Source organism: Methylorubrum podarium (assembly GCF_022179745.1).
Taxonomy (GTDB): Bacteria; Pseudomonadota; Alphaproteobacteria; order Rhizobiales; family Beijerinckiaceae; genus Methylobacterium; species Methylobacterium podarium.
This window is the reverse complement of the sequence record NZ_BPRD01000192.1, coordinates 1-15,394: the sequence shown is the minus strand read 5'-3', so window position 1 is coordinate 15,394 and position 15,394 is coordinate 1. Positions and strand designations below refer to the sequence as shown.

Annotated in this window: 11 protein-coding genes and 1 pseudogene; 8 read left to right on the top strand and 4 right to left on the bottom strand. The window is 70.3% G+C overall.

Translation table 11 applies throughout. The annotated features are described in order from the left end of the window. From MFF42_RS10565 to MFF42_RS10540, 6 genes are all read left to right on the top strand, one after another. On the top strand, positions 1 to 639 hold a 639-nt coding region (locus MFF42_RS10565), incomplete at its 5' end, for an Hpt domain-containing protein (protein ID WP_238255717.1). A 492-nt stretch (positions 640 to 1,131) separates the two neighbouring features. Continuing rightward, entirely contained in the window at positions 1,132 to 2,250 is a 1,119-nt protein-coding gene (locus MFF42_RS10560; RefSeq protein ID WP_238255716.1) for an MBL fold metallo-hydrolase, read from the top strand. A gap of 43 nt (positions 2,251 to 2,293) precedes the next feature. After that, positions 2,294 to 2,884 carry an SCO family protein gene (locus MFF42_RS10555; protein WP_373875175.1) on the top strand — a complete coding sequence of 197 codons (591 nt, stop codon included), beginning with the start codon at positions 2,294 to 2,296 and terminating at the stop codon, positions 2,882 to 2,884. A 157-nt stretch (positions 2,885 to 3,041) separates the two neighbouring features. Beyond that, the gene (locus MFF42_RS10550) at positions 3,042 to 4,433 is read left to right on the top strand and encodes an efflux RND transporter periplasmic adaptor subunit (RefSeq protein WP_238255714.1); all 1,392 of its coding nucleotides are present in this window, start codon (positions 3,042 to 3,044) and stop codon (positions 4,431 to 4,433) included. A 12-nt stretch (positions 4,434 to 4,445) separates the two neighbouring features. After that, the gene (locus MFF42_RS10545) at positions 4,446 to 7,592 is read left to right on the top strand and encodes an efflux RND transporter permease subunit (protein WP_238255713.1); all 3,147 of its coding nucleotides are present in this window, start codon (positions 4,446 to 4,448) and stop codon (positions 7,590 to 7,592) included. Next, a complete protein-coding gene (locus tag MFF42_RS10540) occupies positions 7,592 to 9,139 on the top strand; it encodes an efflux transporter outer membrane subunit (protein WP_238255712.1) in 1,548 nt (515 codons plus the stop codon). The genes MFF42_RS10545 and MFF42_RS10540 overlap by 1 nt, the downstream gene beginning before the upstream one ends. Positions 9,140 to 9,232: 93 nt before the next feature. Here the strand turns inward: MFF42_RS10540 and asd are convergent, their stop codons facing one another. Further along, on the bottom strand, positions 9,233 to 10,120 hold the full coding sequence (gene asd, locus MFF42_RS10535) for an archaetidylserine decarboxylase (RefSeq protein ID WP_238255719.1): 888 nt from the start codon (positions 10,118 to 10,120) through the stop codon (positions 9,233 to 9,235). Positions 10,121 to 10,155: 35 nt separating this feature from the next. Here asd and MFF42_RS10530 point away from each other — a divergent pair, with 35 nt between their 5' ends. Next, on the top strand, positions 10,156 to 11,868 hold the full coding sequence (locus tag MFF42_RS10530) for an aminotransferase class III-fold pyridoxal phosphate-dependent enzyme (protein WP_238255711.1): 1,713 nt from the start codon (positions 10,156 to 10,158) through the stop codon (positions 11,866 to 11,868). Between the two features lie 128 nt (positions 11,869 to 11,996). Here MFF42_RS10530 and MFF42_RS10525 read toward each other — a convergent pair whose 3' ends face one another. From MFF42_RS10525 to MFF42_RS10515, 3 genes are all read right to left on the bottom strand, one after another. Next, positions 11,997 to 12,632, bottom strand: a complete 636-nt coding sequence (locus MFF42_RS10525; protein ID WP_373875174.1) for a hypothetical protein — start codon at positions 12,630 to 12,632, stop codon at positions 11,997 to 11,999. Positions 12,633 to 12,711: 79 nt separating this feature from the next. Then, the gene (locus MFF42_RS10520; protein ID WP_238255710.1) at positions 12,712 to 13,383 is read right to left on the bottom strand and encodes a class I SAM-dependent methyltransferase; all 672 of its coding nucleotides are present in this window, start codon (positions 13,381 to 13,383) and stop codon (positions 12,712 to 12,714) included. A 26-nt stretch (positions 13,384 to 13,409) separates the two neighbouring features. Further along, positions 13,410 to 14,447 (bottom strand): glycosyltransferase family 4 protein, encoded by a 1,038-nt coding sequence (locus MFF42_RS10515; protein ID WP_238255709.1) that lies wholly within the window; start codon positions 14,445 to 14,447, stop codon positions 13,410 to 13,412. Positions 14,448 to 14,785: 338 nt separating this feature from the next. On the opposite strand from MFF42_RS10515, the pseudogene MFF42_RS10510 reads away from it, so the two are divergent. After that, positions 14,786 to 15,394, top strand: a pseudogene (locus MFF42_RS10510) (hypothetical protein); the annotation flags it as partial.

Sequence of the window (15,394 nt, the reverse complement as noted above, 5' to 3'; positions counted from 1 at the left end):
GCCGCCGCCATCCGCGCGCGGGAGGCGCGGGACGGGGCGGAGCGTGTGCCGATCGTGGCCCTCACCGCCCACGTGGTCGGCGACGGCGCCGAGTCCTGGCAGGCGGCGGGGATGGACGGCATGCTCGCCAAGCCGTTCACCCTGGCGCAACTCGGCGCGCTGCTGGCGCGGCACCTCGAGGCCGAGACCGGCGACGCGCCGGCGGTGGTCGTCTCATCCGAGGCGCCGCGGGTGTCGGAGGAGGCGCTGCTCGATGCGCCGACGATCGCCAACCTGGAAGAACTCGGCGACCGGGACTTCCTGGAGCGGATCCTCCGGCTCTACCTCGCCCAGGCGCCCCAGGCGCTCCGAGACCTCGACACCGCCCTCGCGCGGGGCGACGCCCCGGCCGTGTCCCGCGCCGCCCACGGCCTCAAGTCGATGAGCGCCAATATCGGTGCGGTGCAGGTGAAGGATCGGGCCGGTGCGATCGAGCGGGCCGCGCGCGACGGCGCTCTGGCCGGCCTCGCCGATTTGGCGTCGGATCTCGACGGCCTGCTCACTCGCACGGTGGGCGCGCTCCACCTCCGCCTCGGGGTGCCCGCCGAGGGCGCACCGGAGCAGGCCGTGGCGACACTTGGCATGCTCGAAGCCTGCTGAAGGTCGGGCGGGCGCGGCACAGCCGGCGCCGCGCCGGTCTCGTTCCGCGTCAGGGCCGAACCGGCCGCGACGGGCCGAGCCGACACGGTCGCCGACGTCGATCGATCGAACAGCGGTGTCGGACGGTCACGGGTCGATCCGTTCTGTGCCGCTTCCCGTCACCGGGGGCCGCGGAGCGGACCGCGGGATGACCGTGGTGGGGACCGAACCGAGCCAACCAGCCGGAAACCGGATCATGCGCGATCCGGTCGATCGCTCAGGCCTTTCCTTTGTCTTTGCGCGGCGAAGCCGTGGCGATGACGAGATTGGGCGTCATCGCGGAGGCGGTGCGGCCCTTCGGCGGCACTCCGGACGGAAAGGGGAGGGCAACTTTTCTTGCGCGAACCCGATGAACTCGGGTAGAACTTTTGCGATCGAGCGCAAAACACGGAACAAATTTCCGGAAAAGCTCGGCTATACCATGCATATACCCACCGGACACGGGCGGATGACATGGCGGACGCGATCGACAGGCGCGGTTTCCTGAAACTCTCGGCCGCTTTGGCCGCCGGCTCCGCGGCCGGCTTCTCCTGCGTCGAGGTGGCGCGCGCCGCGCCTCCCGAGATCCCCACCGTCGACACGCTCAGCCTGCGCGTCCTGATCGACTCGGCGCACGACCAGTTCCTGAAGCCCGCCACCGTCCAGGGCGTGTTCCACCAGCCGCCCGGCAACGGTCGCGGCGCCGATTACCGCAAGGTGCTGCACAATCAGTGGGGTCTGTCGCTCTTCGCGGAATCGAAGGCCGCGGGAGAGGCCCGCACGATCCTGCTCGATTTCGGCTACAGCCCCGAGGCGCTGCTCAACAACATCGAGATCCTGAAGGTCGATCCGACCAAGATCGATGCCTTGATCGTCAGTCACGGCCACCACGACCATTACGGCGGCCTGACCGGCTTCCTCGACCGCTACCGCGACACGCTCTCGCCGGACCTGAAGCTCTATGCCGGCGGCGAGGACAATTTCTGCCATCGCCTGAGCCCGGTCGGCGCGACCGGCCAGTTCACCGATTTCGGCCAGCTCGACCGGCGCGAACTCGCCGCCCGGCGGGTCGCGACCGTGCTGTGCGAGGCGCCGACCGTGGTCGCCGGCCACGCCTTCACCACCGGCCAGATCAAGCGCTCCTCGATCGAGCGCGTCCTGCCCAACACCTTCGTCGAGCGCGGCATCAAGGACGGTCTCGGCTGCGACGCCACCCACTATTCGCCGGCCGAGTTGCAGGGGAAGATCATCCCCGACGAGCATGTCCACGAGCACGCCACCTGCTTCAACGTGAAGGGCAGGGGGCTCGTGGTGATCTCGTCCTGCGGCCATGTCGGCATCGTCAACTCGGTGCGGCAGGCGCAGGCCGTCTCGGGGGTCGAGAAGGTTCACGCCATCGTCGGCGGCTTCCATCTCGGTCCGGCGCCGAAGGAGTACCTGACCCAGGTCGTCGGCGAGATCCGCGCGCTCGAGCCCGACGTCGTGATCCCGATGCATTGCAGCGGCCTGAACTTCGCCCTCGAAGCGCAGGCGCAGATGCCCGACCACGTCATCGTCCCGACCACCGGCAGCCGGCTGACCTTCGGTGCGTAGACGCGTGCCGGCCGCACTCCTGCTGGGCCTCTTGGGGCTCGGCATGGGGCTCGGCATGGGGCTCGGCATGGGAGCCGACTCGGGGCTCGGCCCGGCCCGGGCCGAGGAACCGCCGCGCTCGGCCGCCGAACTGATGGACGTGCTGATGTGGAACCGCGAGCCGGTCGGCGGCCCGTTCGCGCTGGTCGATCAGCACGGGCGCCCCCGCACCGAGGCGGATTTCCGCGGCAAGCTCGTGATCCTCACCTTCGGCTACACCGGCTGCCCCGATGTCTGCCCCACCGACCTGATGGAGATCGCCCGCGCGCTCACCCTGCTCGGCGAGGCGGGCGAGGCGATCCAGCCCGTCTTCATCACCCTCGACCCGACCCGGGACACGGCCGCCCTGCTCGCGGAATTCGTGCCGAGCTTCCATCCCCGCCTGATCGGGCTCACCGGCAGCGAGGCCGCGATCCGGCGGGCGGCCGACGCCTACAAGGTGTTTTACCGGCGGGCCGAGGGCGCCGACGCGATCGAGCACTCGGCCTTCGTCTACCTGCTGGATCGATCGGGCGCCTATCTCGGCTTCTTCCCGCCCGGCACCTCGGCCGAGCGGATGCTGACGATCATCCGGCCGCATCTCGGCGCGCGCTGAGCGGGCACGTCCGCCCGCTTCACGACGATGTGACCGGACCGGTCGCGCGGCCGCGGCTTCCGCCCGCCGCCGCGACGCAACGCATGTTAAAAACTTTTCCCACGGTCACGCTTCCGCCGCCAGAACGCGGCTATGAGCCTACCCGGACCGTCGGCGGGTGAGCCGCGCACAGGATGCGCGGCGCGCCAGGCCGGCGCTCGAAGAACTCGGTCGGGTCGAGGCCGCGATGGACGCGCACCACTCTGGAAACATCGACGGGCGCCGCGCCTCGGGCCGCCGCAGCGCCATGCTCTCGGTCGCCGCCTGGCTGCTCCCCGTGCTCGCCCTGGTCGTCGCGGTCATCGTCTTCCCGCACCAGGCGCGGCAGGCGCTCGACACAGCCCTCGGCGCCCTCGGCGCCCTCGGCCTCTCCGGCCGGGACGAGGCGGCGGCGGGCGCGGGCAAGCGATCCGCCGACGACGCGCGGGTCTTCCACCCGACGCCGGAACAGCGCGCGACCATGGCGATCCGGCCCGTCGCCACGCGGTCGTTCCGGCCCGAGAGTTCGGCCGAGGGGCGCATCGCCCTCAACGAGGACGACAACGTACCGGTCGCCTCCCCCTATTCCGGCCGCGTGACCCGGGTGCAGGTCCGCGCCGGCCAGGAGGTGAAGGCGGGCGACCTCCTGCTGACGCTGGAGGCCACCGACATGGTCCAGGCCCAGAACGACTATCAGGCGGCGTTGAACACCCTGCAGAAGCAGCAGGCGCTGCTGAAGCTGGACCAGACCATCGCCGCCCGCCAGCAGGAGCTGTTCGCCGCCCGCGCCGTGGCGCTCAAGGATTATCAGGCGGCCCAGAACGACGTGATCGCCGCGCAGAGCGACCTGAAGACCGCCGAGGCGGCGCTCGACGCCGTGAAGAGCCGCCTGCGCCTCCTCGGCAAGACCGACGCCGAGATCGCCGCCTTCGAGAAGAGCGGGCGCCTCAGCTCCGACGTCGAGATCCGCGCCCCGATCGCCGGCACCATCGTGCAGCGCAAGGTCGGCGTCGGCCAGTATCTCTCCGCGTCGAGCGACCCCGCCTTCGTCATCGGCGATCTCTCGACGGTCTGGCTCGTCGCCAACGTCCGCGAGAGCGAGGTGCCGAAGATCCGTCTCGGTCAGACCGTGGAGGCGCGGGTGGCGGGCTTCGGCGACCGGGTGTTCAAGGCGCGTATCGACTACATGGCCGCGAGCCTCGATCCGGCCACGCGCCGGCTCGCCGTGCGCAGCGAGGTCGAGAACGCGGATCAGGTTCTGCGGCCGGAGATGTTCGCCACCTTCACGATCCTCACCGGCCCGCCGGAGCCCTCGCCCGCCGTGCCCCTCGACGCGATCGTCCACGAGGGGGGCAAGGCCCATCTCTGGGTCGCCCGGCCCGACGGCGCGGTCGTCGCCCGCCCGGTCCGGATCGGCCTCGTCAACGGCGAGACCGCGCAGATCGTCGAGGGCTTGGCGGCCGGCGAGGAGATCGTCACCCGCGGCGCCCTGTTCATCGACCGCGCCGCCTCCGGCGACAAGGCGTCGTAGGAGCGGGCGGCGATGAACAGCCTGATCGTCTTCGCCCTGCGCCAGCGCTTGCTGGTCTTCCTCGGCTTCGTGATGATGCTCGCCCTCGGCTACACGAGCTTCCTCCAGCTCAATGTCGAGGCCTATCCCGATCCGGTGCCGCCGCTGGTCGACGTGATCACCCAGAATCCGGGCCAGTCGGCGGAGGAGATCGAGCGCTACATCACGATCCCGATCGAGGTGCAGCTCGCCGGCATCCCGAACGCGCAGGTGGTGCGGACGATCTCGCTGTTCGGTCTCTCCGACGTGAAGGTGCAGTTCAACTACGAGTACACCTACGAGGAGGCGCTTCAGCGCGTCCTCAACCGCCTGTCGCAGCTTGCCCCGCTGCCGAACGGAGCCCAGCCGCAGATCTCCCCGACGAGCCCGGTCGGCGAGATCATGCGCTACAAGCTCGTCGGGCCGCCGGGCTTCTCTTCGACCGACATGAAGACCCTGCAGGATTGGGTGCTGCAGCGTCGGTTCAAGGCGATCCCCGGCGTCATCGACGTGACGGCCTTCGGCGGCCGGGCCAAGGAATACGAGATCGCCGTCGACCTGCCCCGGCTGCAGGGGCTGGGGATGACCCTGGTCCAGCTCGTCAACGCGCTCAACAATTCCTCGATCAATGTCGGCGGCCAGACGCTGAACGTCGGCGAGCAGTCGGCGGTGGTGCGCGGCATCGGCCTGATCCGCGACATGGACGACATCCGCGACACCATGCTGACGCAGGTGAACGGCGTGCCGGTGCTGGTGCGCGACGTGGCGGAGGTGCGCGTCTCGAACGCGCCGCGCCTCGGCATCGTCGGGGAGGGCGACGACCCGGACGTGGTCGAGGGCATCGTCCTAATGAGCCGCGGCGGCCAGAGCCTGCCGACGCTCCAGCGGGTCGAGGCCGAGATCGAGCGGATCAACGGCTCGACCATCCTGCCGCCGGGCGTGCGGATCGCGCGCATCTACGACCGCTCGGAGCTGATCCGGACCACCACCCACACGGTGCTGCACAACCTCGTCTTCGGCGTGATCCTGGTGTTCACGGTGCAGTGGCTGTTCCTCGGGAGCTTGCGCAGCGCGATCATCGTGGCGGCGACGATCCCCTTCGCCCTCGGCTTCGCGATCCTGATCCTGGTGCTGCGCGGCGACTCGGCCAACCTGCTGTCGCTCGGCGCGATCGATTTCGGCCTGATCGTCGACGCCACCGTGATCATGGTCGAGAACATCTTCCGGCATCTCGCCGAACCCGAGCACGGGGAGGGGCGGCCCGCGCCCGGCGGCCTGACCGGCCGGCTCGGCACCATCGCCCTCGCCGGCGCCGAGGTGAACCGGGCGATCTTCTTCTCGGCCACCATCATCATCGTCGGCTTCCTGCCGCTGTTCACGATGACCGGCGTCGAGGGGCACATCTTCGGGCCGATGGCCAAGACCTACGCCTACGCGCTGGTCGGCGGCCTGCTCGCCACCTTCACGGTCTCGCCCGCGCTCTCGGCGATCATCCTGCCCAAGCGGGTGGAGGAGCGCGACACGCTGATCGTGCGCGTCCTGCGGTTCGGACACAGGCTCGTCCTGACCCTCGGCCTGCGCCACCGCGTCCTCGCCCTCGGCGTCGTCGCGGCGATCCTGGCGGTGTCCGGGCTCGCCGCGCGCAACCTCGGCCTCGAATTCCTGCCGCGGCTGGAGGAGGGCAACCTCTACGTCCGCGGCACCATGCCGGCCTCGGTCTCGCTGGAGACCGGCAACGCCTACGTCCAGCGCCTGCGCAAGATCTTCCAGGAGGTGCCGGAGGTGGTCAACGTGATCTCGCACCAGGGCCGGCCCAACGACGGCACCGACGCCACCGGCTTCTTCAACGTCGAGATCCTCGCGCCCCTGAAGCCCCTCGACCAATGGCCCAAGGGCCTCGACAAGGAGACGCTGATCCGCGACCTGTCGAAGCGTCTCGACGCGGAGTTTCCCGGCATCGAGTTCAACTTCTCGCAGTACATCGAGGACAACGTCCAGGAGGCGGCCTCGGGGGTGAAGGGCGAGAACTCGGTCAAGATCTACGGCAGCGACCTCGCCGAGATCACCCGCACCGCCAACGCCGTGAAGGCGGCGCTCGCCAGCGTGCCCGGCATCACCGACCTGGCGGTGTTCGAATCCCTCGGCCAGCCGACCGTCGAGATCGACGTCGACCGCCGCAAGGCCGCCCGCTTCGGCCTCTCCATCGGCGACGTGAACACCACGGTCGCGGCGGCGATCGGCGGCCAGACTGCGGGCGACCTCTACGAGTACGGCTCGGACCGTCACTTCCCGATGCGGGTGCGGCTCGCCCCCCAGTACCGCTCCTCGCTGGACACGATCCGCAGCATCACCGTCGGGGCGCCGAACCCGAATGGCGGCGTGGTGCAGGTGCCGCTCTCGGAGATCGCGACCGTCGCGATGGTCTCGGGCGCGGCCTTCATCTACCGCGAGAACCAGGAACGCTACATCCCGGTGAAGTTCTCGGTGCGCGGGCGCGATCTCGGCGGCGCGGTGCTGGAGGCGCAGGCCCGGGTCGCCGAGACGGTGACGCTGCCCTCCGGCTACCACCTCGAATGGGTCGGGCAGTTCACCAACCTGAAGGAAGCGGTCGCCCGACTGAGCGTGGTGGTGCCGATCACCTTAGGCCTGATCGCGCTGCTCCTGTTCGTCAACTTCTCGTCCGTCACCGACATGCTGCTCACGCTCTCGGTGATCCCGATGGCGATGATCGGCGGCATCTTCGCCCTGTTCTTCACGGGGACGCCGTTCTCGATCTCGGCGGCGATCGGCTTCATCGCCCTGTTCGGGATCTCGACGATGGAGGGCGTGATCCTGCTCGCCTACTACAACCAGCTCCTCGACGAGGGCTGGGAGCGGGCGGAGGCCGTCCGCCACGCCTCGATCGTGCGGATGCGGCCGGTGATGATGACCTGCGTGGCGGCCTGCGTCGGCCTCCTGCCCGCGGCGATCTCCACCGGCATCGGATCGCAGGTGCAGAAGCCCCTGGCGCTGGTGGTGGTCGGGGGCATCCTGCTCGCCCCGAACCTGATCCTCGTGGTCCTGCCGGTGCTGATCTCCCTGTTCTCCCGCCGCCGGCCGAACGACAGGGCCGTGCCGGCCGCAAACCGGGTTGCCGCGTGATGGGTCGTCGGAAGCGGAACGCCGTCGCCGGCCTGAGCGTGGCCGGCCTGAGCTTGGCCGGTCTCTGCGGCGCGCTCGGCGGCTGCATGGTCGGGCCGGACTATCGCCCGCCCGCCGATCCGCCGGTCACCCGCTACACCCCGGAGCCCCTGAAGAACCCGAGCGCCGCCGACGCGATCCGGACGCAGCAGGGCGGCTCGGCGGATCAGAGCTTCGTGCCGGGCGCCGACATCCCGGGCCGGTGGTGGACCCTGTTCCGCTCGAAGAAGCTGAACCGCCTGGTCGAGGAGGCGCTGGCCAATAACCCGACGCTGGATGCGGCGCAGGCGTCTCTCCGCATCGCGCAGCAGAACGTTCTGGCCCAGCGCGGAACGCTGTTCCCGACGCTCACCGCCAACCCGCAGGCGCTCGGCGCCCGGGCGCCGGGACTCGACCTGCAATCCCCCCTGCAGGACCAGAACCAGTACCTCTACAGCCTGTACACGCCGCAGGTGACCGTCGCCTTCAACCCGGACGTGTTCGGGGGCAACCGCCGCCAGATCCAGGCGCTGGAGGCCGAGGCCGAGAACCAGCGCTTCCAGCTCGAGGCGGCGTATCTCAGCCTGACCGCCAACGTCGTGACCGCCGCGATCCAGGAGGCGGCCCTGCGCGCGCAGATCGAGGCGACCAAGCGGGCGATCCAGGCGCAGACCGAGATCCTCGAACTCTACAACAAGCAGCTCAAGCTCGGGCAGATCGCCGGGGCCGACGTCGTGCAGCAGCAGGCCGCGCTCTCGCTGTCGCAGCAGCAATTGCCGCCGCTGGAGAAGCAGCTCGCGCAGCAGCGCAATTTGCTCACCGCCCTGACCGGCCGGTTCCCGAGCGACGAAGTCGCCGAGACCTTCACCCTGAGCGCGCTGCATCTGCCGACGCGCCTTCCCGTCAGCCTGCCCTCGCACCTCGTGCAGCAGCGGCCCGACGTGAAGGCCGCCGAAGCCCAGGTGAAGGAGGCGAGCGCCAACGTCGGCGTGGCGGTCGCCAACCGCCTGCCGCAATTCACCATCACGGCGACGGCGGGCTCCAGCGCCGTGCGGCTCGTCCAGCTCACCAATCCGGCGGCCGGGTTCTTCACCATCATCGGCCAAGCCACGCAGCCGATCTTCGATGCGGGCACGCTCTATCGGCGGCAGCGCGCCTCCGAGGAGACCCTGAACCAGGCGCAGGCGCAGTACCGCGCCACCGTGATCACCGCGTTCCAGAACGTCGCCGACAGCCTGCGCGCCCTCCAGTCCGACGCGAAGGCGGTGGCGGCGGCCTCCGCGGCCGAGAAGGCCACGAGCGAGAGCCTCGGCCTCGTTCGCAAGCAGTACGCGGCGGGGGCCGTCAACGCGACGCAGGTCCTGATCGCCCAGCAGAGCTACCTCTCGGCGCTCGTGACCTCGGCGGGCGCGCGGGCCACGCAGTACGCCGACACGGTCGCTCTGTTCCAGGCGCTCGGCGGCGGCTGGTGGAACCGCAGCGACGTGGCGCCCCCGCCGCCGGAGACCGATCCGGCCAAGTTCCTGTAGCCGGAGCGTCGGACGCGGCGGCGTTCCGGTACGCCCTTTTGTCATCGCTTCGCCAACGTCCGCCATGACGGGATGGGGCCGGCCCCGACGTGGTCAACCGGCCACCGTGGAACGAGGCGGCAGCGTCAGAAGCCTCTGGCCGGCCTTGATCGTTCGTCCTTCCGCAATCCCGGCGCAGGGCGCGTAGCCGCGCGGGGCCAGCATCACGATCGTCGAGCCATGCTGGAACCAGCCCATCTCCTCGCCCTTGGCGAGGGGCGCGTCGCAGGCGATCGTGCGCGGGCCGCCCTGGCGGAGATCGAGACCGATGTCGAGGAAGCGCAGGCGCACGCTCGCGACCAGGATCGCCGCGACCGCGACCAGCGTCACCGCCTCGCCCGTCGCGTCGAGCCTCAGGCGGATCGCCGCGCGCTCGTTGCGGCAGAACAGGTTCTCGATGCGCTTCAGCGCGATCGGGTTCACGTTCCACGTATCCCCGGACATGTAGGTGACGGCCTCGACGCGCCCGTCATGGGGCGCGTGGAAGCGGTGATACATGCTCGCCGTCAGCCGCAGCGTGACGAAGACGCCGTCGCGGTAGCGCTCGGCCGCCTCGGCGCTGCCGAGCAGGTCCTCCAGGCGGTAGGGGAAGCCCTTGACCTGGAACAGCCGCGTACCCTCGATCGGCCCGAAGGCGCCGACGATGGCGTCGCAGGGGCTGACCATCACGCCCGCATCCGGATCGACCGGGCGCGCACCGGGCTTCAGCTCGCGGACGAAGCAGTCGTGCAGGCTGTCGAAGCGCGTCTTGCGCGCGTCCGACAGGTCGAGATCGGAGAAGAGCCGCCACGCCCACATCGAGACGTCGCGCACCAGCGGCTGCCGGATCTGGGCAAGCCAGCCGACGAAGCGGGTCGCCAACCGGCGCGGAATCCGGTTCGTCAGGAGGAAATTCAGATCCTCGTGGCGGGCGATGCTGAGGAGGGTGGTGCGAAGCGTCATCATCCCGTGACATGCCGTTGGTTCACGCTGACCGGATGGATACTCTCGGAACCATCACGGTCGCGGCCGCCGCAGCGGCTCTTGCGTTTCTCGGTGTGAAGGGCCGCAAGCGCCTCGCCCTGTCGCGGGCGAAGCACCCCTCGCTCGCGGGCCATGTCCGGATGGCGCGCCGGATCGCCGCCCAGCTGCCCTTCTACGAGTACGGCGAGTCGGAATTCGCCCGAATCGACGGCGCCTCGGACGCGGTCGCCGCCCGTCGCCGCGCCGGCTTCGCGCGCCTGTCCGCCCTCTACCGCGAGCGCTACGCGAAGACCCGCGCGGCGACGGACGAGGCCAGGGGCGGCATCTCCGACCTGCAATTCACCGGGCGCTACCGCGTGCCGTTCCAGTTCAGCCGGATCGTCCGGGAGAACTTGTCCGCCGGGAGCTTCCTGCAGGCCGCGTCCGGCGTCGAGGTCACGGATCTCGACGGCAACCGCCTCTACGATCTCACCGGCTCCTACGGCGTGAACGTGCTCGGCACCGACGCCTACAAGGCCTGCATCCGAGAGGGCGCCGGCGCGGTCGAGGCGCTGGGGCCGGTGCTCGGCGCCCTGCACCCGGTCGTGGCCGACAACGTCCGCCGGCTGCGGGCGATCTCCGGGATGGACGAGGTCTCGTTCCACATGTCCGGGACGGAGGCCGTGATGCAGGCGGTGCGCCTCGCGCAGTACCGGACCGGGCGGCGGCGCATCGTGCGCTTCTGCGGCGCCTATCACGGCTGGTGGGGCGACGTTCAGCCCGGCATCGGCAATCCCCGGCCGGCCAACGACACGCTGACGCTCGCCGACATGTCCGAACGGACGCTCAAGGTGCTGGCCGAGCGCCGCGACATCGCCTGCGTGCTGGTCAACCCGATCCAGGCGATGCACCCCAATGCCGGCGCGCCCTCCGACGGGTCGCTCGTCGATTCCGGCCGGCACGCCGCCTACGACCGCGCGGCCTACGCGGACTGGCTGAAGCGCCTGCGCGCGGTCTGCACGGGCAGCGGCATCGTCCTCATCTTCGACGAGGTCTTCGTCGGCTTCCGCCTCGCGCCCGGCGGCGCCCAGGACTATTTCGGCGTCCGGGCCGACCTCGTCACCTACGGCAAGACCCTGGGCGGCGGCCTGCCCATCGGCGTGCTGTGCGGGCGCCACGCGCTGATGCAGCGCTTCCGCGAGGACCGGCCCGGCGACATCTGCTTCGCCCGCGGCACGTTCAACGCGCACCCTTACGTGATGGGCGCGATGAACGCCTTCCTGCGGCGGCTGGAGACCCCGGAGGTCGAGGCGCTCTACGCGGATCTCGACGGGCGCTGGAACGCGCGCGCGGAAGCGCTGAACCGGCGACTGGAGGCCGAGGGCCTGCCCGTGCGCGTCGTCAACATGTCGTCGATCTGGACGGTGCTCTACACGCGGCCCGCCCGCTACAACTGGCTGCTGCAATACTATCTGCGCCTCGAAGGATTGGCTCTGTCCTGGATCGGCACGGGGCGCCTGATCTTCAGCCTCAACTACACCGACGCGGATGTCGCGGCGGTGACGGAGCGCTTCGTCGCGGGCGTCCGGGCGATGGAGGCGGATGCCTGGTGGGCCGGGCCGGCGACCAGCAACAAGGCGATCCGCCGCTCCCTGCTGCGCGAGATGCTCGCCGTGCGCTGGCGGGGCCTGCGCGGGCGGGGCGGCGCGGCGTCGGCCAGTACGGGCAATCCGGTGCCGGCGGAGTAAAGCGCCGCTTTTCCCTCCCCCTTGTGGGGAGGGGTCAGGGGTGGGGGTGGTTCAGGATTGATCGCCGAGCTTCATCCGGCACCACCCCCACCTCCAACTCCTCCCCACAAGGGGGAGGAGAGATCCCGTCAGCGCGCGGCGCTGCGAGCGGCTTCCTCGGCGACCTCGTCGGCGAGGCCGCGGTCGATCAGCTCGCCCTGCATCAGGTAGAGCGGCGCGCGGTAGTACAGCTTGATGTCGTGGAACGGGTCGGTGATGATCTTGGCCGCCCAGACCAGCCCGGTCTCGACGTCGCGGATGACGAAGAGCTGGAGCACCCGGAACACGAGGCCGCCGATCCCGATCGCGAACCACAGCATGCCGACGTGCCGGACGAGTTCGCCCGCGCTCTGGTGCGGCTCGATCAGGCCGAACAGCGACGGGCTCACGGTGAAGACGAGCGGCGAGAGCGCCCAGATCGCCATCAGCACGACCTTGCGCTGCAGGTTGTAGCCGACCTTGATCTCTTCCTTGTGATCGTGGGTGGCGTGGTTCACGTGGTCGTAGCCCTTGGGCTCGAAGAAGAAGTGGCCGGCCTGGCGGCTCGTCATCGAGACGAGCCAGGCGATCAGCGCGGCAATCGCCGGGTCCTTGAAACAGATCACGTAGGCGGAGACGAAGCTCAGCGCGCTCAGAAGATGAAGCGACTGGTTGATCCGGCTGTGGTGATAGTAACGGTGGTCGTCCCACCGCTGCACGCGCAACGCTTCGAAAAAGCCGCCCATTATCGTCTCCTCTCGATGGGAGTTGAGGTCTCTTGCCACCGGTACGGCCGGCGGCGGGATCGCGGGAGAATGCCGCCCGTCAGGCCGCGTCGGATTTCCGGAGGCGGATCAGCGAGAAGTGGCCGAGCGGCGGCAGCTGCCGGCGCTCGATCACGCTCACGCCCGCGGTCCGATCCACCCAGTCCTGGTAGCGCTGCCAGGAGAACTCGGTGCGCCAGCCCAGCCGGTTGACCACCGGCGAGAGCAGCGACTCGATCGCGCCGCGAAGGCCCTTGTCGGCACCGATGCGGGTGGTGATGACGATCTCGCCGCCGGGTCGCGCGACGCGCAGGAACTCGTCGAGGGCGGCTTCCGGGTTCGGCACCGCGGTGACGACGTACTGCGCCACCACCACGTCGAAGGACTCGTCGGCGAAGGCGAGATGCTCGGCATCCATCACGTCGAGCTGCTCGACGTTGCGCAGGCCCATCCGGGCCACCCGCTCGCGCGCCTTCTCCAGCATCGGGGCGGACAGGTCGACGCCGACGAGCCGGCTGCGCGGCGAATATTGCGGCAGCGAGATGCCGGTGCCGACGCCGACTTCGAGGATGCGCCCGCCGACCCGCTCGGCCGCCTCGATCGCCGCCGAGCGGCCGCGCGCGAAGACCTTGCCGAAGACGAGATCGTAGATCGGCGCCCAGCGATCGTAGGCCTTGGCGACCCCTTCCGTGCGCATCTCGTCGACGGTGGGTAGCACGCCGTTCCCTGCCATGAATGAAGCTCCTAACGGATGAGGTCTCAGGCCGACGCCCAGATGCCGGACCCGATCGGCCGGCGGATGCGCGCCCGCGCCACGTTGCGGGCGAATTGCCGGGCGCTGGCTTCCCACGAGCGGCCGAGCGCGAAGGCGCGGCACTCGGCGCGGGACAGGGTCAGGGCGCCGAGGCAGGCGGCCCGGAGGTCCTCGTCGAGCACGCCGACGGCGTGACCGCCGATCACGTCGCGCGGGCCGGTGACCGGGAAGGCCGCCACCGGCACGCCGCAGGCGAGCGCTTCGAGCTGGACCACGCCGTAGGTGTCGGTGCGGCTCGGGAAGACGAAGACGTCGGCGGCCGCGAGATGGGCCGCGAGATCCGCCCCGTGGCGCTCGCCCAGGAAATGCGCCTCGGGATAGCGGGCCTTCAGCTCGTCGAGCTGCGGGCCGGCGCCGATCACCACCTTCGATCCCGGTAGATCGAGCGAGAGGAACGCCTTGAGGTTCTTCTCGACGGCGACGCGGCCGACATTGAGAAAGATCGGCCGCGGCAGGTCGAGCGGGGCGACCCGGCCGGGCGTGAACAGGTCGGTATCGACCCCCCGCGTCCACAGGCCGAGCCGGCGGAAGCCGCGCCCCCGCAACTCGCGCACCAGCGAGGCGGTGGAGGCCATCGTCACCCGGCCGGCGGCGTGGAAGCGGCGGAGCACCCCGTAGCTCCAGGTCGCGGGCACGAAGAACCGGGCGGCGATGTATTCCGGGAACTTCGTGGTGAAGCTCGTGGTGAAGGGCAGCCGGCGCCGGATGCAGTAGGCCCGCACCGCGTGGCCGATCGGCCCCTCCGTCGCGATGTGGATCGCGTCAGGGTGCGCCGCCTCGATCCGTCGCGCGATCTCCTGGCTGTCGGGGATCGCCAGGTGCAGACCGGGATAGCTCGGCACCGGGAAGCTCGAAAACCCCTCGGGCGACAGGAAGACGATCTCCATCCCCACCCGGGGTGCGCATCGTGCGAGCGATGTCAGTGTCCGGACCACGCCGTTGACTTGCGGCGCCCAGGCATCCGTCGCGATCAACACCCGCATTTCGCTGGCAGTCCCCATGGCCGACCATCAACGCAGGCCTACGGTTCGTCCGCAGTGCAACGGCCTGTTCATCGCCCTCGATGCATTCATTCAGCGGTACATTTCGATTTTTACATTCCGATGACGCCGGCTGATGTTTGAAAATGGTCTAAATTCCGCAATATTGATTAGACGCCGAAACATCTTGCCCGCGGATCCCTTCGATCCGGGGCCGGGCACGCGACGCGCGGGGCGGCGCGGTCGGACACGGCCGAGCCCGACGGGACGCGATCCGTTCGCGACAGTTCCTCGTCAGGTTGGGGCGATAGCCTCGGGCGGTTAGCCGACGAGGATGGGCCATGACGTTCCCCATCGGACTGCGTCTGAACCTGATCGGCCTGGGAGCCCATGCCGACCCGCAAGGTCAGCAACCCGGCCCCGCGCAGCCCGCTTTCGATCCGCGACGCGGCCAGGGCCAGGCACCCGAGCGGCCCGATCACGACGCGCGCCCGGACCGCGGCGCCGGCCCGCCGGGACGGAACACGCCGGGGCGAGCACCGGGGAACGGGCCGCGGGCCGGCGACCGACCGGATGGCGCACCCGCAGGCGGCGGGCATGATGGCGGGAATGTCGGCGGCGGACACGGGCTGGGCCTCGGCCTCAAGGCGGATCTTCGCCACGGCCTCGATGTCGGCCTGGCGGCGCAGCTCGGGCCGCTGGCCGATCTCGGCCTCAGGCTGCAGCTCGGCGGACGGGAGGGGACCGCCCGGCCGGGCGGTCCGGACGCCGGCCCCCGAGCGGGGGACCGCCTGCCGAAGCCGCCCGACGGGCTCGAGCCCCAGCGGCAGGACGCGGCGGGACCGGGTCGCAATCCGATCCCTGTGAGAGGGCCGAACCAAGGCACGGAAGCGGGAGGACCGAGGACCGGACCTGCAATCCGGCCGACGCCGGACGGGCCGCGCGGCCCG